We start from the raw sequence: 19,466 nt of genomic DNA on the forward strand, positions 1-19,466 counted from the left end.
CGACCGTTTGCATAAAGAAACTCGGCCTGAGCGCTCGAAACCGGTACCCTATGCAGCTGTTTTTTTGCATTTCTTCGAGGTAGCACCCGTGTTTTCCCAATTCGCCCTGCACGAACGCCTGCTCAAAGCCGTGGCCGAGCTTAAATTTGTCGAGCCAACGCCTGTGCAGGCAGCGGCTATCCCGCTCGCGCTGCAAGGGCGTGACCTGCGGGTGACGGCGCAAACCGGTAGCGGCAAGACCGCTGCATTTGTCCTGCCGATCCTCAACCGCTTGATCGGCCCGGCGAAAGTCCGTGTCAGCATCAAGACCCTGATCCTGCTGCCGACCCGTGAGCTGGCCCAGCAGACCCTCAAAGAAGTGGAACGCTTTTCGCAGTTCACCTTCATCAAGTCTGGCCTGATCACCGGCGGTGAGGACTTCAAGGTCCAGGCCGCCATGTTGCGCAAGGTGCCGGACATCCTGATCGGTACGCCAGGGCGGATGATCGAGCAACTGAACGCCGGCAACCTCGACTTGAAAGAAGTTGAAGTGCTGGTGCTCGACGAAGCCGACCGCATGCTCGACATGGGCTTTTCCGAAGACGTCCAGCGCCTGGTCGACGAGTGCACCAACCGTCAGCAGACCATGCTGTTCTCGGCCACCACCGGCGGTTCGGGCCTGCGCGAGATGATCGCCAAGGTGCTGAACAACCCTGAGCACCTGCAGCTCAATGCGGTCAGCCAGCTGAACGCCACCACCCGTCAGCAAATCATCACCGCTGACCACAATCAGCACAAAGAGCAGATCGTCAACTGGCTGCTGGCCAACGAGACCTACCAGAAGGCCATCGTCTTCACCAACACCCGGGCCATGGCCGACCGTATCTACGGCCGCCTGGTGGCGCAGGAGTACAAGGCGTTTGTCTTGCACGGTGAGAAAGACCAGAAGGACCGCAAGCTGGCGATCGACCGTCTGAAGCAGGGCGGGGTGAAGATCCTGGTGGCCACCGACGTAGCCGCTCGCGGCCTGGACGTGGACGGCCTGGACCTGGTGATCAACTTCGACATGCCACGCAGCGGCGACGAATACGTGCACCGTATCGGCCGTACCGGGCGTGCCGGTAACGATGGCCTGGCGATCTCGCTGATCTGCCACGGCGACTGGAACCTGATGTCGAGCATCGAGCGCTACCTCAAGCAGAGCTTCGAGCGCCGCACCATCAAGGAAGTCAAAGGCACCTACGGCGGACCGAAAAAGGTCAAGGCTTCGGGCAAGGCCGTTGGCGTGAAGAAGAAAAAGACCGACGCCAAGGGTGACAAGAAGAAGTCAGCCGCCAAGGCACCGACCAAACGCAAGATCGCCAACCGGCCGAAGACCGACGCCCTGTCGCTGGTCAGCAAGGACGGCATGGCCCCGCTCAAGCGCCGCAAGCCGGAAGCGCCAGCGGCGGAATAACGCACTGCGCTGATCGCCAAAACCCGGACCTGGTCCGGGTTTTTTTTGCACTGTCGCAACGGCTTGCGGGATCAACCGTCGACCTTTTTCTCTGCCGTATCCAGCTCCTTGAGCCGCTGGTCAATCAACTGGCACTTGTCCGGCAGGTCCGCGGCGGCGGTGCCCAGGTCCATTTTCTGTAACTCGTCGTTGATCTCCTTGGCCTTGGTCGGGTTCTGCTCGGTGAGCGTGGCCACTCGCTGGGCCAGTTGCTCTCGTTTGGCCGTGGCTTCTTCAGGCGTGCAGGCCCAGGCGGGCAGGGCGCTGCACAGTGTGGCGATCAAGGTCATTTTCAGCAGGCGGTTCATGGCAGTGGCCTCTGGTTGCCGTTATACGGTTACCCGGTTGAGGGCCTGCGCCAGGGAAAAGTTCAGCCTGTTGTCATGAGTGGCAACAGCTGGTGCCAGCTTTCTCCTCATAGCGATCGTGATGGCGCACCCAATCCATGATCGGGTCCTCATTGCGTCCCTTGGGCGTCAGGTCCAGGTAGTTGTAGGCGCCTACCAATAAGTCCAGGCCACGGGCGTAGGTGGAGTAGGTGTGGAAAATCTCGCCGGCTTCATTGCGATAAAACACACTGAGGCCGGGGAGTTCTTCTTCGGCGCCATCGGACTTTTCGTAGTTGTAGGTTGCGGTGCCGGTCGCTAGTTCCTCCGCGCGGGCCGAGACGCCGAAGTCGTAGTTAAAATCGCAACCTTCTGATGACAGCCAGTCGAACTTCCAGCCCATGCGCCGCTTGAAGGCTTGGAACTGTGCCAGCGGCGCGTGGGACACCGCCACCAGGGCCACGTCATGGTGGGCCAGGTGCTGGTTGGCGCCGTCGATGTGGTCCGCAAGGAAGGAGCAGCCCGGGCAACCTTCGTCCCAGCCGTCGCCGAACATGAAGTGATAGATGACCAGTTGGCTGCGACCGCCAAACAGGTTGGCCAGGCTCAGTTCGCCAGTTGCGCCCTGGAAGCGATAACCCTTGTCGATTTTCACCCAGGGCAGGGCGCGTCGCTCGGCGCTGAGCTTGTCCCGTTCGCGGGTGAAGGCCTTTTCGTGGGCCAGGTGCTGGCGGCGGGCGGCCAGCCATTGCTCCCGGTTCACCACCGGTTGATCTTGAATGTGCATGCTGTGTTCTCCTGCCTGCTGGGGCGAAAGTCGATCCGCGCTGCGCGGTTGCACCGTCCTGCATCATCTAGTCGTCTGGTCGCGGGCGATTCGACATACCGTCGGTCGGGAGTGGCAAAAATCTAGGCTGAACGGCTACCGGTCGCACCGGTCACAACCTATGCAGACCCTCTCATTGGCAGTTTTGGAGGTTGAATCAGGATGACGACTTACAACTGGGACTTGATCGAACGGCTGTTGCACGAAGCGCAGAACAGCGCTGGCCACAGCTTTACCCCGCGCCCCTACGCCGAACAGCACGCCGCGGCCAAGGCCGCCGAAGGTGAGTCGACCGGCAATCTGGACGAGCTGAAGGTCACGGCCACCGAGTATGAAAAGCTGCTGCTGGACCGTGGCTTCATCGAATCGCGCCCCGAGGATCAGGGGGGCAATGGTGAGAACTTCATCCTGACGCCCCGCGGTTCGAGCTTGCTGAGCCTGCTCGACAGCAGCATCCCGGGCAACGATCACCCTCGACAGGTGTTGGATGAGCAGGCCGATGCACTGGATCCGGCGACCTTTGATGAGGTGGCCGGTAAAGCGCAGATCGCCTGACGAGCCGTTGGCGCAGGGGCAACCCTACCTCAGGTCCTTAGACACTTCAGGGCCTGGAGGTTGCTGCGCAGCTTGTCGATCTTCTGCACCAGACGCTGACGCTGATTGGCGCTGCTCTGGTCCATCAGGTCGACAAGCAGGCTGCGGGCCTGGGCTTCGGTGTCGCTGAAGGCCTGGCGGTAAGCGGGGGTCCACAGGCTTTCGCGGTCCACCAGCAGGGCTTCGATCCGCGGGGCAAAATCTGTGCTCTGGCGTTGCGCCATGGCAGCGCTGAATTGCGCCTGCCAATGGGCGCGGTTGGCGATCCATTGCTGGTTCTGCTCGCCGAGCGCGGTGGACCAGGCCGTCACGCGTTCTTTCTGTGCTGGATTGAGGGGCCCCAGCCAGTCGCTCAGGCGCTTGTCCATGCGTTCGCCGCGTTGGCGGATCTGCTGGGCCAGTGGTGGTTTGAGGTATTTGTCCCGGTGTTCGCGCAAGTCTTTGGCGAAGACCTGGTTCATCCCCTTGACCTGTTGATCACTCATGCCCTGCAACAGCTCAACGGCCGAGGGGGTGATTTGCCGGGCGGTCTGGGCGATGGCCTGCCTGGCCTCCAGGGTGCGACGTTGCAAGGCATCTTCGCTGACCTCATTACTGGCGATCATCTGCTGCAGCCCACTCAACCAATCGAGGTAACCCGGCAATTGGGTCGAGCAGTGCCAGCTCAGGTGTTGCTTGAGGCGTTCGTCGAGCCAGTCCTTCTGCTGGCTGTTCATGTCCAGGTAGTCGTCGAGCGTCCAGGGAATCAGCATGTCGAGGTTGCGATAGGCCAGGTCTACGCGGTTGCAGGCCGTCAGTGCCAGGCACAGGCTCAGGAGCAGACTCAGGTGGTGCAACCAGCGCGTCATGGGCCAATCCTTGCGAAGGTGTTGTCCTGGTATCTGAACGCACAAACCGGGCGGCAGTTCAGCTCATCAATAGAACGAGCGTTCGGCCTTGAAGGTCAGCAGGCCGTCGCATTGGCTGTTGTGCCCGGAATAGGCGCTGCACGCGCTGCCATTGAGGTTTGAATCACTGTAGATCAGGTTCAGGTCGATGCCCAACCACGGCCGCGACAGCTTGACCGACCAGTCGTTGAAGGTGGAGATGTAAGCGCCATCGGCGATCGACACCGGGCTGTTGAGCCGGTGGCTGGTGTACTTGAGGCTGAGCCCGATGCCGAAGGGTTCGTTACCGCTGAGGTTGGCAAACAGTGTGCTGTTGCGCCGGTCGGGGTCGTTGCTGAAGGCCGCGCCGAAGCGGCTGCCGAGCAGGGTCAGGCCACCGAAAAACTCCTGGCTGTCGAGGGTGTCCAGTTGCGGGTAGCTGTAGTGGATCATGCCCACTTCATAACCCAGGGTCTGGTCGAAGGGTTGCTTGAAGCCCAGGTAGGAGTCGACTTCCAGGTTGCTGCTCGGCGACAGGCCCATGCTCGGTGTCCATTGGCCGACATACCAGCCACTGTCGTGGCTCAGGTCCAGGCCGCCATGGAAGGACCCGCTGCTGGACGGCTTGACCAGGCCCTGGGCCATGCTGCGGCTCGGGCTGGTACCCAGCTTGAGGTCGTAGTCTCCGAGTTCGCGCTGGAATATCTGCGCGTCGGCGTGCATGCAAGCCAGCAGGCTGATCAGGAAAATCGTCGGTTTGAACATAGGGGGGGAGGTTACGGGTACTGCGGGGAGTGTTCCAGTCCTAGCGCTTCGATATCCAAAGCGCTTAGGGACCAGGGTGACGCGCGGGGGTATTACTTTTTGCCCAGGGTGATCTGCTTGGACGGGCCGAATGTCTGGCCGCTGACGCCTTTGGCAATTTGCTGGATCTCGCCACCGGACTTGAGGAAGGCAGCAATCTGGTCGTTGATCGATTCGCTGGTTTCAACGGCTGGAGCTGGCTTTGCTTTGCTGTTGGATGCTTTTACGCGCATGGCGGCCATTAACCTGTAGAAAATTAACTTGGCCAGGCATCGTACAGGAAATACTTGACAATTGCTTGGTAAATATCCTCTGGAATAACCAGGGCGCACGCTCGGTGAATACAAAGTTGCAGTTGTGAATATTCCCCTAAGCCACTGTTTTAAATAACAACCTGAGTGATCAAGAGCGCCCGCCTGACCGTTTGTCGACCGTGACGAAGGCCTAACCGGCCTGACGAGCGGGGCCGAACGGTCCGCTCAACCCCAGGAAAATCGCACCTTGCAGCGGAAATTTCACAGCCGGTCCTGCGGCCACCCAACGGCGACGGCAAAAACGGGTAGAATGCCGCCCACGCAATGAGGGTATTGGAAATGGCTTTAGTCGGGCGCTACAACAGTTTGCAAGTGGTTAAACACACTAACTTCGGTTTATATCTGGACGGCGGCGCGGATGGCGAAATCCTGTTGCCCAATCGTTATATTCCAAAAGATATTCCCAGCGAAGATGAAGACTGGCTCAACGTATTTGTTTATCTGGACAGCGATGACAAACTCATTGCCACCACAGAAAAACCGAAAGTTCAGGTCGGTGAATTTGCCAGTCTGAAAGTGGTTGAGGTCAACAGCATCGGCGTGTTTCTCGACTGGGGCCTGCCCAAGGACCTGTTGCTGCCGTATTCCGAAGAAAAACGCCAGATGACCGCCGGAGAGTACTGCGTGGTGCATGTCTACCTCGACAAGCACACCCGTCGTATCACCGCGACCGCGCGCCTGGATCGCTACCTGGACAAAACCCCGGCCAACTACACGCCCGGCCAGGAAGTTGACCTGTTGGTGGCCGAGGCGACCGACATGGGCTTCAAGGCGATCATCAACAACAAGCACTGGGGCCTGATCCACAAGAACGAAATCTTCAAGTTCATGCGCGCCGGCAAGGAAGAGAAGGGTTTCATCAAGGAAGTGCGGGCCGATGGCAAGATCAGCCTGAGCCTGCAGCCGGTCGGTGAAGAGGCTGCCACCAGCCTGAACTCGAAGATCCTCGCCAAGTTGCGTGACAACAACGGCACCTTGCCGGTCAGCGACAAGAGCGACCCGGCACTGATCAGCAGCCTGTTCGGTGTCAGCAAGGGCAACTTCAAGAAGGCGATCGGCGCGCTCTACAAGAACGGCCAGATTGTCATTCACCCGGACCGTATTGAACTGAGCTGACCCTCAAACCGGGTGATGGCTTGATGATGTAGGAGCGAGCTTGCTCGCGATGAACTCAAATATTGCGCGTAGTTTCAGGAAGTATTGCGTATTCGTTGACGATCATCGCGAGCAGGCTCGCTCCTACATGTGTTCATTGGTTCATCGCACCATTGTTTTCGAGTAACTGCCATGTCCTCGACCCTGTGTGAGGTTGCCTGATGATTGCCACTCGGCGCAGCGTCGATGGCTTTGCCCTGCAAGTGATGTTTGGCCTGTGCCTGGTGTGGGGCATCCAGCAGGTGATGATCAAGTGGGCGGCCGCGGATATCGCGCCAGTGATGCAGGCGGCCGGTCGCTCGGGGATCTCGGCGCTGCTGGTGGGGTTGCTGATCTGCTGGAAAGGCGGCTGGGATCAGGTCAGTGCGACCTGGCGCGGCGGCTTGCTGGCCGGCAGCCTGTTCGGCCTGGAGTTCCTGTTCATTTCCGAAGGCCTGCAGCTGACCACCGCCGCCCACATGTCGGTGTTCCTCTACACCGCACCGATCTTTACCGCGCTGGGCGTGCACTGGCTGTTGCCCAGCGAGCGCCTGCGGGCGGTGCAATGGCTGGGGATCCTGCTGGCCTTCATCGGGATCGGCGTGGCGTTTGCCGGGGGCGTGTCCTGGGACAACCTGGACCGGCGCATGCTGCTGGGCGATGCGCTCGGTGTATTGGCCGGTGCCGCCTGGGGCGCGACCACGGTGGTGGTGCGGGCTTCTCGCCTGTCTGAAGCGCCGGTGACCCTGACCCTGTTCTATCAATTGATCGTCGGTTTCTTCGGCCTGCTGCTGATCGCCGTGCTCAGTGGCCAGGTGACCCACGTCAGCCTGACGGGTGTGGCAATCACCAGCGTGCTGTTCCAGGGGCTGGTGGTGTCTTTCTGCAGTTACCTGATCTGGTTCTGGTTGTTGCGCCGCTACCTGGCGGCCAATCTGGCGGTGTTTTCGTTCATGACGCCGTTGTTCGGCGTCACGTTCGGCGTGCTGTTGCTCGGCGAACAACTGACCCTCAACTTTGTCATCGGCGCGGTGCTGGTGTTGCTGGGCATCACCTTTGTCAGCGCCGAACAGTGGGTTCGTCGGCGTTTGCGCAAAGCCCTTGGGCAAGACTGAGCCGGCGTCCCCCGCAGCCCGACTGCCTGGCTGGCAGATGCAGTGGGGGCTAAGGTGCAAAGGCGGGCGATGGGGTTGATTTGGATCAATTCGGTAACAGATCTTTGCGAACTGAGACGAGCATTGCGTAGGAGTTCGGACTACTATCTGTATGAAGCGTCTACAGAACCCGGTCGCTCGGCATTACCCTGAAGGGGGGCACCATGAAAGAGAAATTGCAAAACTGGCTCCATGACCTCGGTGTCGCGCTAGGTTTGATCGAACCACCTCTGCAACCCGTGCCTATTCGCACTGACGACGAACAACGCCGTCGCCAACCGCGCCGCCGGTAAAGCGCATGTTGTAGCAGCTGCCGCAGGCTGCATTCGCCTGCGCCGCTGGTGCAAGCTGTCCGCCGCAGATCCCGCGTCTGCGGCCCCATCCCCTGCAGGCACGCCGGCAGCTGATTACAAACTCCTCTCCCGATACCCGTTACCCCTCTCGACAACACTTTCCTCCAGACGAAAAAAAACGGATGCAGCGACCGACGCTGCACCCGCCGAAGAAAGGTGTACGGCGTCTGACCTGAGGTCAGATCGCGTTGGCCAGGGTGGCCGGGCGACGGGACGCCAGGCTGACCACCACGAAGCTCACCAGGCCGACCGCCAGGCTGTAGTAGATCGGCGTGTTGGCATCCAGGCCATCCTTGAACATGAACACCAGGGCAGTGACGAAGCCCAGGCCCATGCTGGCGATGGCGCCGGCGGTGGTAGCGCGTTTCCAGAAAATCGCCCCGATCAGCGGAACCAACATGCCGCCCACCAGCAGGTTGTAGGCCAGGGTCAGGGCGCTGATCACGTCATTCACCACCAGGGCGATGCCCAGAACGGCAATCCCGGTCAGCGCCGTGAACAGGCGGTTCATCTTCAGGCTCGACTGTTTGCCACCGCGCAGTTTCGGCAGCAGGTCCTCGGTCAGGGTCGTGGCGGCGGCAAGCAGGCCGGCGCTGGCGGTGGACATCATGGCGGCCAGGGCTGCGGCAATCACCAGGCCACGGATACCGTCAGGCAGCGACAGTTTGACGATGGCGGCGAAGGCGTTGTTGACGTTGTCCAGGTCCGGAATCAGTACGTGTGCCGCCATGCCGATCAGGGCGCAGGCCAGGCCGTAGAGGATGCAGTAGAACCCGGCCAGGGTCCCGGCGTATTGGGCGACTTTGGCGGTGCGCACGGTGAACACGCGCTGCCAGATGTCCTGACCGATCAGGATGCCGAAGAAGTAGATCATGAAGTAGGTGATGATCGTGTCCCAGCCGATGGTCGTGAAGCTGAAGTTCGACGCCGGCAGTTTCATCACCAGTTCGTCCCAGCCGCCGACGCGGTACAGGCAGATCGGCAACAGGATGAACATCAGGCCCACGGTCTTGATGATGAACTGGACGATGTCGGTCAGGGTCAGCGACCACATGCCGCCGATGGCCGAGTAGACCACCACCACACCACCGCCGAGCAGCACCGAAACCCAGAACGGCAGGTCGAACAGCACTTGCAGCACGGTGCCGATCGCCAGGATCGAGGTCACGCCGATCATCAGTGCGTACGCCAGCATGATCACCGCGCTCGCGGTGCGGGCCATCGGGTTGTAGCGTTTTTCCAGGACCTGGGTAACGGTATAGATCTTCAGCTTGAGCAGCGGCTTGGCGAGGAACAGGTTCAGCGCCACGATCCCGCAGCCCAGTGCCGCGCACAGCCAGAAGCCGGAGATGCCGTGCACATAACCCAGGCGCACGGTGCCCACGGTGGACGCGCCGCCCAGGACGGTGGCAGCCATGGTGCCCATGTACAGGCTCGGACCGAGGTTGCGGCCGGCGACCAGGAAGTCCTCGTTGGTCTTGGCTTTGCGCATGCCGTAGTAGCCCAGTATCAGCATCGCGGCGGCGTAGATGAGTACGACGAATAAATCTAAAGCCATGATGGCGTGTCTCCGATTGTCTTTTTTATGGTGAGGCAAAAATCAATGTGTTGGCGCAAGGCTGTGCGTGAGTCAGGCGATTTGCTGCATGACCGGTGTACCCCGCACCGCCATGCCCTTGCGGCATGGCGGATTAATCTTCATGGCAGGCCAGCCAATGGCCTTCTGGTTAACGCGTCGCTCCAGGCGCCCCTGTCCCACCGCAGCTGATAGGCCGCGCGAGCGGTTCAGGCAAAGGCTGCCACCGGGTCGGCGGCAGCCTTGAAAGCCTGATCCCGTGGGGGCTTGGTCCGATCCTCAGCGATGGGCCACGCCCGGCAGTACGCAGAGCATTTCGTACAGCAGGTTGGCGCCCAGCAGCGAGGTATTGCCGGTGGTGTCGTACGGCGGCGAGACTTCTACCAGATCGCAGCCGATCAGGTCGAGGCCCTGGCAGCCGCGGACGATTTCAATCGCCTGGATGGTGGTCAGGCCACCGATTTCCGGGGTGCCGGTACCAGGGGCCCAGGCCGGATCGATGCCGTCGATGTCGAAGCTCAGGTACACCGGACCACCGCCAACCTTTTCCCGGACTTCGGCCATCAGCGGCGCCAGGGACTGGTGCCAGCACTCTTCGGCCTGGACCACACGGAACCCCTGTTTGCGGCTCCAATTGAAGTCTTCCGCGGTATAGCCCTGGGCGCGCAGGCCGATCTGCACCACACGGTCGCAGTCCAGCAGGCCTTCTTCGACGGCGCGACGGAAGGTGGTGCCGTGGGCGATCTTCTCGCCGAACATGTGATCGTTGACATCGGCGTGGGCGTCGATGTGCACCAGGCCGACCTTGCCGTGCTTCTTGTGGATGGCCCGCAGGATCGGCAGGGTGATGGTGTGGTCGCCACCGAGGGTCAGCGGGATCACGTCGTGTTCGAGGATCTCGTCGTAGGACTCTTCGATGATGCGCACGGCATCCAGCAGGTTGAAGGTGTTGATTGCCACGTCGCCGATGTCGGCGACCGACAGCGAGTCGAACGGTGCGGCACCGGTGGCCATGTTGTACGGACGGATCATCACCGATTCGGCGCGGATTTCCCGTGGCCCGAAGCGGGTGCCGGCGCGCAGCGAGGTGCCGATGTCCAGCGGGATGCCAATGAAGGCAGCGTCCAGGCCGGCAGCGGATTGCAAGTGGGGGAGTCGCATCATGGTGGCGATGCCGCCGAAGCGCGGCATTTCGTTGCCGCCCAGTGGTTGGTGAAGAATTTTGTCCACGGGTATGGCCTCATCGTCTTTGTTTTATTTATGGGGTTACCCAGCGCATCGGGAATGCACGGGCACCTGTTGGGCGGATTCTGCGAAATGGAGTGGCGCAGAAGAATCGCTACCGGCAAATACTTAGTTCAGATTTTTCTAAACTAATGCTGACGGGGGCGATAGACTTCGCGCCTAACGCAAACTGAAATATCTCGTAGCAGCTGCCGAGCCCTCGAGGCTGCGTTCGGCTGCGAAGCAGTCGAGCATGGGATATTTCATTCTTCAGGATAAAACGGTCGCCTGGATGGCGGCCGCTTCGCAGCCGAACGCAGGCTGCGCCAGCTGCTACAGGGACTGTGTCGCGACGTCACTCGGAGCTCCCCCATGGCCAACGCTTTACCCGACCTGAAACTACTGCGCATCTTCGTCAGCGTGGTCCGTCACCAGGGGTTCGCCAATGCCCAGCACGAGCTCAACCTGTCGACCTCGGCCATCAGCACTTACATGAGCCAGCTCGAAGCCGGGTTGGGCCTGGTGCTCTGCCATCGCGGCCGGGGCGGGTTCAGCCTGACCAGCAAGGGCGAACTGTTTCACCAGGAGACCCTGCGCCTGCTCGGCGAGCTCGAAGGCTTCGAGCAATACGCCGCCGCGCTCAAGGGCGAGTTGCGCGGTACGCTCAACCTGGGGGTGATCGACTCCACGGTCAGCGACAAGGCCTTGCCGTTCGCCGAAGCCATTGGTGCCTACACGCTGGAGCACCCGGCGGTGCATCTGCACCTGTCGGTAATGAGCCCCTACGAACTGCAACTGGGGGTGCAGGACAACCGCCTGGACCTGGCCATCGGGGCGTTCTCGACGCGCATGAGCGGCCTGGTCTACATGCCGCTCTATCGTGAGCAGCACTGGCTGTATTGCAGCAATCGCCACCCGTTGTTCACCGAGCGGCGTATCCCCGAGCAGTTGATTACCCAGCAACGCATGGTCGGACGTGGCTACTGGAGCCAGGCCGAACTGGCCCGCCACGGCTTCAAGCACAGCGCCGCGACCGTGGACAGTATGGAGGCGCAGTTGATTCTGGTGCTGTCCGGCGCCTACATCGGCTACCTGCCGGAGCACTACGCCCAGGCCTGGGCCGACAAGGGCGATCTGCGGGTGCTGCTGCCGGCCACCTTCGGCTACCAGGCGCCGTTCTCGATGATCGTGCGCCGTGGCCGCAGCCGCGAGCCCTTGATCCAGACCTTCCGTGACTTGCTCAAAGCCCAACTCAACCAGGCCTGATCGGGAGACGTTCATGTCCAGAAGCCAATGCCCGCGCTGCCTGCGTCCGGCCACCCACTGCTTGTGCCCGCTGATCCCCAGCCTCGACAGCCGCACCCGGGTGCTGCTGTTGCAGCATCCCAGCGAGGTCAACCACGCCTTGAATACCGCGCGGTTGGCGGCGTTGGGCTTGAACAACGCGCAGTTGGTGGTCGGCGAAGTGTTCGAGGATTTACCCGAGTTGCTTAATCAGCCGGGCTATTGTGCGCGCCTGTTGTTTCCGGCGGACGACGCACAGCCGCTGCAGGCCTATGCGCCTTTGCAGCAGCCAATGTTGCTGGTGGTGCCGGATGGCACCTGGCGCAAGGCGCGCAAAATGCTCCACCTCAATCCGCTGCTGGCGGCCTTGCCGCGCGTGACCCTGGCCGAGGGTGGGGTGTCCCGTTATCGCCTGCGCAAAGCCCCGGGGCCGGGGGCCTTGTCGACAGTGGAGGCGATTGTCCAGGCGTTGCAGGTGCTGGAGGCCCCGACTTCGTTCGAGCCGCTGCTAAAACCCTTCGACGCGTTGATCGAGGGGCAGATTGCGGCGATGGGGCAGGCCGTTTACCAGAGGAATCATGGTTCGAGGTAGAGGGCGTTTTAAGGGTCGCTTAGGGCTACCGCCATCGCGAGCAGGCTCGCTTCCACAAAGCATTGGCGACCAGCGGCGCATTCAGCGTTCGCGCATCGCCTCGGTGCGGGCTTTGAGCACCGGTTTGAGCAGGTAGTCCAGCACGCTCTTCTCGCCAGTAATGATGTCCACGGTTGCCACCATCCCCGGGATGATCAGCAGCGGCTTGACGTCGCCCCCCAGGTGGTTTTTGTCGGTGCGTACCTGGATCAGGTAGAAGCTGTTGCCCTTGTCGTCGGTGATGGTGTCGGCGCCGATCAGTTCGAGCTTGGCGCTCAGGCCGCCGTAGATGGTGTAGTCATAGGCGCTGAACTTGACCATGGCTTTCTGTCCCGGATGCAGGAAGGCCACGTCTTGCGGACGGACCTTGGCCTCGATCAGCAGGTTGTCTTCCAGGGGCACGATTTCCAGCATGTCGCTGCCGGGCTGGACCACGCCACCGATGGTGTTGACCTTGAGCACCTTGATGATCCCGTGCACCGGCGAGACCACGGTGGTACGGGTGACCCGATCGTCGATGGCGATGCTGGTGGCGGTGATTTTCGACAGCTCGGTGCGCTTCTCGTTGAGCTCCTTGGCCGCGTCCGACCGAAAGCTCTGCACCGATTCGTCGAGCTTGCTCTTGATCTCGTCGATGGCTGACTCGGCGCGGGGAATGGCCAGGGTGGTGGCATTCAGCGAGCCACGAACTTCCACTGCGCTGCGTTTGAGCCGCAGGATCTCCACCGGCGACACCGCGCCGGTGCCCACCAGCGGCGCGGACATATTCATTTCCTGGTTGAGCAGTGCCAGGCTTGAGCTGTATTGCCCCTGTTTCGAGCGAAACTCCGCCAGTTCCTGGGTCTTTTGCCGAAGTTGTTCGCTGAGGGTCCGTTGTTCGCTGGCCAGGCGACGTTGCCGTTGTTCGAACAGCGAGCGTTCGTCTTCGGCGACTTGGGGGGCCTTGGCGATCACCTCGTCGGAAAGTTTGAACGGCCGTCCCTCGGCTTCGGCGGACAGGCGCTCGACCTGGGCGGTCAAGGCATACCGATCGGCTTCGCTTTCGCCCTTGTTCGACAGGAATCGCGTGTCATCGAGGCGCAGCAAGGTGTCGCCCTTGTTCACCATCTGGCCTTCGCGCACGAAGATTTCGGTGACGATCCCGCCTTCGAGGTTCTGGATCACCTGCACTTTGCTTGAGGGAATCGCCTTGCCTTCGCCCATGGTGACTTCCTGCAACACGGCGAACTTGGCCCAGACCACGGCACTGATGATCAGCGCGGCGGCGAGCCACACGGTGACCCGCGACCAGCGCGGCGAATCCTGCAGCGAGGCGCTGGCGGTTTCCGGCATGAACTCGTTTTCGGCGCTTTTACCGAAGCTGCCAAAGTAGCCGCGATCACCTGTAGGCCCGGACATGTGCCTCTCCTAGACGGCCGCAGAGCCGACACGGCCCTTGCGCAGTGCATCGATAACCGCTTCTTTCGGACCGTCGGCGACGATGCGCCCGTTGTCCAGCACCAGCAGCCGGTCCACCAGGCTGAGCATCGAGGTGCGATGGGTGACCAGCAGCAAGGTTTTGCCCAGGACCTGGGCCTGCAGTTTCTGGCGCAGGACGTCTTCGCTGCTGTTGTCCATGGCACTGGTGGGTTCGTCGAGCACCAGGATCGGCGGGTCGAGCAGCAGGGCCCGGGCCAGCAGCACCGCCTGGCGTTGGCCGCCGGACAGCAGTTGGCCGCGTTCACCCACGGGGCGGTCAAAACCCTGGGGGTGCTGGCGGGCCAGCTCGGTGACGCCGGTCAGTTCGGCGACCTCGAGCATGCGCGCATCGCTGATGTAGCGTGCGCCGAGGGTCAGGTTGTCGCGCAGGCTGCCGGCCAGCAGCGGCAGGTCGTGTGCGACATAGCCGATCTGCTGGCGCAGGTCGGCGACATCCAGTTGCCGCAGGTCCAGGCCATCGAGCAGCAACTGGCCTTCGTCCGGGGCATAGAAACCCATCACCAGGCGCGCCAGGGTGCTTTTGCCCGATCCGCTGCGGCCGATGATGCCGATTCGCTCGCCAGGCTTGAGGCTGAAACTGACCGTGGCCAGCGCCGGGGCGCTTTGTCCCTGGTAGTGGAAGGTCACGCCGCTGACGTCCAGCGCCCCTTGCAGTTGCGTACGCTCCAGGGGCCGCTGCCCGGCGTCGCGTTCCTGGGGCAGGGACATCAGGGCATCGGTGCTTTTCATCGTCAGTTGAGCTTGCTGGTAGCGGGTGATCAACCCGGCAATCTGTCCCAGCGGCGCCAGGACCCGGCTGCCGAGCATGTAGGTCGCCACCAGTGCGCCGACGCTGAGGTTGCCGGCGATGATGCTGTAGACCCCGGCGACGATGGTCGCCATGCCGGCGAATTGCTGGATGAACAGGGTGCCGTTGGTGGCCAGCGCCGCGAGGTTGCGCGCGTGGCTGTCGAGGCGGGTCAGGGCGCCGTGGGTGCTTTCCCAGCGGTGCTGGCGCTCGCTCTCGGCGCTGCAGGCCTTGAGGGTTTCCAGGCCGCCGAGGGTTTCGATCAGCAACGCCTGGCGTTCGGCGCCCAAGGCCAGGCTCTTGTGCACGGTGTCGCGCAGGCGGGACTGGATCAGCAGGGCGAAGAGGATGGTGATGGGGAAGGCGAGCATGGGGATCACTACCAGCCAGCCACCGAGCAGGCCGATCACCACCAGCATCAGTACGGCGAACGGCAGGTCGATCAGGCTGGTGAGGGTCACCGCCGTGAGAAATTCACGCAGGCCCTGGAAGTCGTGGATGCTCTGGGCAAAGCCGCCGATGGTCGCCGGCCGGGCTTTCATCGCCATGCCGGTGATGCGCTCGAACAGGGTCGCGGACAGGATCACGTCGGTCTTGCGCCCTGCGGTATCGAGCAGGTGCGCGCGCACCAGCCGCAGCACCAGTTCGAAACCGGTGCCGATCAGCAGGCCGATGGCCAACACCCACAGGGTCGAGGTGGCCTGGTTCGGCACCACCCGGTCGTAGGTCTGCATGACGAACAACGGCACCATCAAGCCCAGCAGGTTGATCAGGAAGCTCGCCAGGATCGCATCGCTGTACAGCCAGCGGGACAGCTTGAGGGTGTCGCGAAACCAGGCGTCGACCCGTGGCACCAGGGGTGAACGCAGCTCTTCGAGTTCATGCCGGGGGCGCGCGAACAGCGCCTGGCCACTGTAGGCTTCGGCCAGTTCTTCGCGGCTGACCCATTGCTCGCCACCTTCGGCCTCGCTGGGCAGGATCAGTGCCTGGCCATCCTCGCCCCAGCGGCGCAGGACCGCGCAGCGGCGGTCCTTGAGAATCAGCAGCACTGGCAGGTTGAGCGCCGACAACGACCCCAGTTCACGGCGCAGCAGGCGCGCTTGCAGGCTGGCCCGGGCGGCGGCGCGAGGCAGCAGGTCGAGGCTCAGGCGTTGCTTGTCCAGCGGCAATCCGGCGCTCAGGCTGGCCCGGCTGACATTGCAGCCGTGCAGCTTGCAGAGGATCAGCAAGCCATCGAGCAGCGGATCATCAAAGCTCAGGCGTGGGTCGGCGCCAGTGTTGCCGGGTTGCATGCTGGTCAATTCGGGTACCCCGGTTCGCTAGCGCATCTCTGGCAGACGGGCCTGGCTTTTCACTTCGCTTTGCGCAATCGCTTCGGCCGGCACCACCACTTTGGCTTTGCTCAACAGTTCGCCCATGTTCGCCAGGATCCGGTACATGGAGAACTCCTCGGTGTAGCGCACTTCGGTGTAGCGGCGATTGGCGTTGTACAACTCGTTTTCGCTGTCCAGCAGGTCGAGCAGGGTGCGCTGGCCGAGGCCGAACTGATCCTGGTAGGCGGCGCGCACGCGCAGGGTGGTGTCGGCGTATTCGCGGGCGGTGGGGGTTTGTTTCTTGGCGTTGACCATGGCGTTCCAGGCCAGGGTGATGTTCTCGTTGAGCATGCGCAGGGCGTTGTTGCGGATGTCCATGGCCTGGTTGATCTTGTGCGCATCCGATTGCAGGCGGGCCTTGTCGCTGCCGCCGCGGAACAGGTTGTAATTCATGATCACGCCCACGCGCCACTCGTTGTCGTGGCCCTGGTCACCCTGGATATTGTTGTTGGCACCCACCGCCGCCTCTGCGTCGAAGCGCGGGTAGAACGGCGACTTGGCGACTTCGTACTGGCTCTCGGCGGAGTTCACGTCGGCCTGGGCGGATTTGAGGTAGGGGTTGTTTTCCATCATTGCCTGACGGGCATCCGGCAGGCTCTGCGGGACCTCGCCACGAATCGAGGGCAGGCTTTCCAGCTCGTCGGGCATGCGGCCCACGGCGCTGAAGAAGTTGGCTTCGGCATCGGCGAGATCGACCTGGGCGGTGTCCAGGTTGTTTTCCGCCAGGGCGCGACGCGCCTTGGATTGATCGAGGTCGGCATTGCTACCGACGCCGCGCTCGGTGCGCAGGCCGATCTGGTCGTTGACCCGCAAGTGCGCCTGCAGGTTATTGGTGGCCAGGGTCACCAGTTCCCGACGCTTGAGCACTTCCAGGTACACCTCGATGGTGCGCAGGGCCAGGCTCTCGGCGGTGCCGCGGGTGTAGTAGGCCCGGGAGTTGACGATGGCCTGGGTGCGTCCGACTTCGTTGGCGGTGTTGAACCCGTCAAACAACATTTGCCGCAGGCGCAGCTCCGACTGGGTGTACCAATCGGTCTCTGTGTTGTGATTGCCCTGGGCGCGGGTGTTGGTGTTGTCGCTGTAGCCCCGGCCATAACCGGCGTTCAGGTCGAGGGAAGGATAAAAACCGCCCTTGGCGACTTTTACGTCCTCATCCGCAGACAGGCGATTGTTCTCACTGGCGTGCAGCTCCGGGTGGTTGTCCAGGGTGCTTTGAATCGCCTCGGTCAGCGACATGGCCTGGGCCTGTTGTGCGCAGGCCATGGCGATGAGAATCGCACTGCAGATCGGGGTAAATACGCGCATGGGGTGCCTCTCCCTGTGACTGATGGTGCTTGGCTGTCGCCAATAATTTGGCGTTTTTTTCGCTGAAAACCGTATCAGGCTTGTAACAACAGAGCTAAGAACATCCTAGGCAGAAGCTAAGAAGGATTTCTCATAATGCCTATGCCGAAAAAAACTTATGCACCTCCAAAAAACCGGCACATTGTTCCCTGCACAGGCCTTGTATTTATGAGCTCTAGGGAGCTTGGCGAGGCTGGGAAAGGTTCCAACACTTTTGCAACATAGGGTGGAGAAGCGCTGGAGGGGATGGAGGCTGAACGGTTTTCGGGCGACAAAATATTGTCACATTGCCTGGAATTCATCGTCAGCCACCCCCGTAGAACGGCTAGGCGGCGCTGAGTGAATGATTTCATTCAGTTTTGTTCCGCAATCACCAGCCCGCCTGCGTAGGCACGCGAGGCGAGATCAACGTCAGGCAAGGGCTTGCACCTTGAAGTGCAAGTGCTGCCGGGCAGAAGGTCCGTCCGTACCCCGGCAAGGCCCTGCATGCTTTCTCTGCACAACCCAGATGCCGATGGACGTCGGCTGCGGAGGAAGTCTCATGGCAACGCTCATCGCAATCGTCAGCAAGGTCGTAGGTCAGGTGTTCGCTGTGGCGGGTGATGGAACCCGACGCGCCCTGGTCGAAGGGGATCGGCTGTTTGCCGGTGAACAACTGGTCACCGGGGCCGAGGGCGCGGTGGCGGCGCACCTGCAGAACGGTCAGGAGCTGACACTGGGACGCGGCAGCAGCTTGCACCTGAGCGCGCAACTGCTGGCCAACCAACCGGCGCATGTCGACTCCACCGAAGCGCTGACGCCCAGCCAGGCGCAATTGAGCGATGTCGAGCAAGTGCAGCAGGCCATTGCTGCCGGTGCCGACCCGACCCAGGTCGCTGAAGCCACCGCCGCCGGGCCGGGCAGCACAGGGGCCCCCGGGACTGCCGGCGGCGGTCACTCGTTTGTCCTGCTCGAAGAAGTGGCGGGGCGGGTCGACCCGGTCATCGGTTTCCCGACAGCCGGTTTCAACGGCATTCCCGAATTTGTCCCGGAACGCCTGGCGGGTTCGCCTGAGGACGGTGGCGATGACACGGGCACGGGTCCGTCGGTCAACCCGCTGGCCCCCGTCACGCCCATCAATCCCGAATTGCCGGTGACCCCGGAACTGCCGGTGAACCACCCGGTCACCTTGTCCGGCCTGTCGGTGGCGGGCGGTGAGTTGACCCTGTATGAGGCCAACCTGGCCAAGGGCTCGGCCAGCAACCCGGGGGCCTTGACCCAGAACGGGACCTTCAGCATTTCCGCGCCGGATGGCTTGCAAAGCCTGAGCATTGGTGGCGTCAGCATCATCAGTGGCGGCGTGGCGGTGAGTTTCCCACAGACGATCACCTCGGCCCTGGGCAATACCCTGACCATCATCGGCTATGACCCGGCAACCGGCGTGGTCAGCTACAGCTACACCCTGGTGGGGAATGAAACCCACTCGGCCGGGGATGGCAGCAACAACCTCAGTGAGCATTTCACCGTGGTCGCCAGCGACGTCAATGGTGATACGGCCAGCAATACCCTGGACATCAACATCACCGACGATGTGCCCCACGCGTTCGACGACGGCAATGGCGTTGCCGCATCCGAAACGCATTCGATCCTGTCCGGCAACGTGCTCGACAACGACGTGCAAGGCGCCGACCGGGTCGTTACCGGGCCGATCACTCCCGGGACCTTCACCGGTATTTACGGCACTCTGGTGCTGGCCGCCGACGGCAGCTACACCTACACCCTGCACAGCAGCGATCCGGCCTTTCTCGCGCTCAAGGGCGACGTCACCGAGACCTTCAACTACACCCTGACCGACGCTGACGGCGACAGCAGCAGCGCCAACCTGGTGCTCAACGTCCACAACAACGACGATCCAGTGCTGATCGACGGCCTCAAGGTCCAGGC

18 protein-coding genes are annotated in these 19,466 nt (G+C 62.0%); 8 read left to right on the forward strand and 10 right to left on the reverse strand.

Annotated features, from left to right (window positions below):
• Positions 1–88 precede the first annotated feature (88 nt).
• Positions 89–1,435 carry a DEAD/DEAH box helicase gene (locus H7995_RS17975; protein WP_095080400.1) on the forward strand — a complete coding sequence of 449 codons (1,347 nt, stop codon included), beginning with the start codon at positions 89–91 and terminating at the stop codon, positions 1,433–1,435.
• 71 nt (positions 1,436–1,506) lie between these two features.
• On the opposite strand, the gene H7995_RS17980 is transcribed toward H7995_RS17975, so the two are convergent.
• Both H7995_RS17980 and H7995_RS17985 read right to left on the reverse strand, forming a co-directional pair.
• Positions 1,507–1,782, reverse strand: a complete 276-nt coding sequence (locus H7995_RS17980) for a hypothetical protein (protein ID WP_185818696.1) — start codon at positions 1,780–1,782, stop codon at positions 1,507–1,509.
• A gap of 73 nt (positions 1,783–1,855) precedes the next feature.
• On the reverse strand, positions 1,856–2,587 hold the full coding sequence (locus H7995_RS17985; RefSeq protein ID WP_185818697.1) for a DUF899 domain-containing protein: 732 nt from the start codon (positions 2,585–2,587) through the stop codon (positions 1,856–1,858).
• Between the two features lie 201 nt (positions 2,588–2,788).
• Between H7995_RS17985 and H7995_RS17990 the strand changes: the two genes are divergently transcribed.
• On the forward strand, positions 2,789–3,181 hold the full coding sequence (locus H7995_RS17990; protein WP_182343832.1) for a transcriptional regulator: 393 nt from the start codon (positions 2,789–2,791) through the stop codon (positions 3,179–3,181).
• A gap of 29 nt (positions 3,182–3,210) precedes the next feature.
• Here H7995_RS17990 and H7995_RS17995 read toward each other — a convergent pair whose 3' ends face one another.
• The 3 genes from H7995_RS17995 to H7995_RS18005 form a co-directional block, all read right to left on the reverse strand.
• On the reverse strand, positions 3,211–4,068 hold the full coding sequence (locus H7995_RS17995; protein ID WP_166590551.1) for a DUF6279 family lipoprotein: 858 nt from the start codon (positions 4,066–4,068) through the stop codon (positions 3,211–3,213).
• A gap of 66 nt (positions 4,069–4,134) precedes the next feature.
• On the reverse strand, positions 4,135–4,851 hold the full coding sequence (locus H7995_RS18000) for a TorF family putative porin (protein ID WP_166590550.1): 717 nt from the start codon (positions 4,849–4,851) through the stop codon (positions 4,135–4,137).
• Between the two features lie 92 nt (positions 4,852–4,943).
• Positions 4,944–5,132, reverse strand: coding sequence for a hypothetical protein (locus tag H7995_RS18005; RefSeq protein WP_030131898.1), 189 nt, complete (start codon positions 5,130–5,132; stop codon positions 4,944–4,946).
• A gap of 351 nt (positions 5,133–5,483) precedes the next feature.
• On the opposite strand from H7995_RS18005, the gene H7995_RS18010 reads away from it, so the two are divergent.
• From H7995_RS18010 to H7995_RS28720, 3 genes are all read left to right on the forward strand, one after another.
• Positions 5,484–6,320: a CvfB family protein gene (locus tag H7995_RS18010; protein ID WP_095170932.1), complete on the forward strand. Its 837-nt coding sequence runs from the start codon at positions 5,484–5,486 to the stop codon at positions 6,318–6,320.
• 200 nt (positions 6,321–6,520) lie between these two features.
• Positions 6,521–7,453, forward strand: coding sequence for a DMT family transporter (locus tag H7995_RS18015; RefSeq protein ID WP_166590549.1), 933 nt, complete (start codon positions 6,521–6,523; stop codon positions 7,451–7,453).
• Positions 7,454–7,656: 203 nt separating this feature from the next.
• Positions 7,657–7,785 (forward strand): PA1414 family protein, encoded by a 129-nt coding sequence (locus tag H7995_RS28720; RefSeq protein ID WP_256562504.1) that lies wholly within the window; start codon positions 7,657–7,659, stop codon positions 7,783–7,785.
• Positions 7,786–8,023: 238 nt separating this feature from the next.
• On the opposite strand, the gene H7995_RS18020 is transcribed toward H7995_RS28720, so the two are convergent.
• On the reverse strand, positions 8,024–9,403 hold the full coding sequence (locus H7995_RS18020) for a sodium:solute symporter family protein (protein ID WP_166590548.1): 1,380 nt from the start codon (positions 9,401–9,403) through the stop codon (positions 8,024–8,026).
• 297 nt (positions 9,404–9,700) lie between these two features.
• Entirely contained in the window at positions 9,701–10,651 is a 951-nt protein-coding gene (speB, locus tag H7995_RS18025; RefSeq protein ID WP_166590547.1) for an agmatinase, read from the reverse strand.
• A 366-nt stretch (positions 10,652–11,017) separates the two neighbouring features.
• Here speB and H7995_RS18030 point away from each other — a divergent pair, with 366 nt between their 5' ends.
• A complete protein-coding gene (locus H7995_RS18030) occupies positions 11,018–11,911 on the forward strand; it encodes a LysR family transcriptional regulator (protein ID WP_166590546.1) in 894 nt (297 codons plus the stop codon).
• A 13-nt stretch (positions 11,912–11,924) separates the two neighbouring features.
• Complete coding sequence (locus H7995_RS18035; RefSeq protein ID WP_166590545.1) at positions 11,925–12,521, forward strand: tRNA-uridine aminocarboxypropyltransferase; 597 nt, start codon at positions 11,925–11,927, stop codon at positions 12,519–12,521.
• A gap of 81 nt (positions 12,522–12,602) precedes the next feature.
• Here the strand turns inward: H7995_RS18035 and H7995_RS18040 are convergent, their stop codons facing one another.
• From H7995_RS18040 to H7995_RS18050, 3 genes are read right to left on the reverse strand one after another with little or no spacing between them, the layout of a single operon-like run.
• Positions 12,603–13,958 carry an HlyD family type I secretion periplasmic adaptor subunit gene (locus tag H7995_RS18040; RefSeq protein WP_182343836.1) on the reverse strand — a complete coding sequence of 452 codons (1,356 nt, stop codon included), beginning with the start codon at positions 13,956–13,958 and terminating at the stop codon, positions 12,603–12,605.
• Between the two features lie 9 nt (positions 13,959–13,967).
• The gene (locus H7995_RS18045; protein ID WP_166590543.1) at positions 13,968–16,127 is read right to left on the reverse strand and encodes a type I secretion system permease/ATPase; all 2,160 of its coding nucleotides are present in this window, start codon (positions 16,125–16,127) and stop codon (positions 13,968–13,970) included.
• A gap of 18 nt (positions 16,128–16,145) precedes the next feature.
• Positions 16,146–17,504, reverse strand: a complete 1,359-nt coding sequence (locus tag H7995_RS18050; protein ID WP_166590542.1) for a TolC family outer membrane protein — start codon at positions 17,502–17,504, stop codon at positions 16,146–16,148.
• Between the two features lie 580 nt (positions 17,505–18,084).
• Between H7995_RS18050 and H7995_RS18055 the strand changes: the two genes are divergently transcribed.
• Positions 18,085–19,466 (forward strand): retention module-containing protein (locus H7995_RS18055; RefSeq protein ID WP_185818698.1); only part of this gene is annotated, 1,382 nt, incomplete at its 3' end.

It is taken from the genome of Pseudomonas kielensis, from assembly GCF_014236655.1.
Taxonomy (GTDB): Bacteria; Pseudomonadota; Gammaproteobacteria; order Pseudomonadales; family Pseudomonadaceae; genus Aquipseudomonas; species Aquipseudomonas kielensis.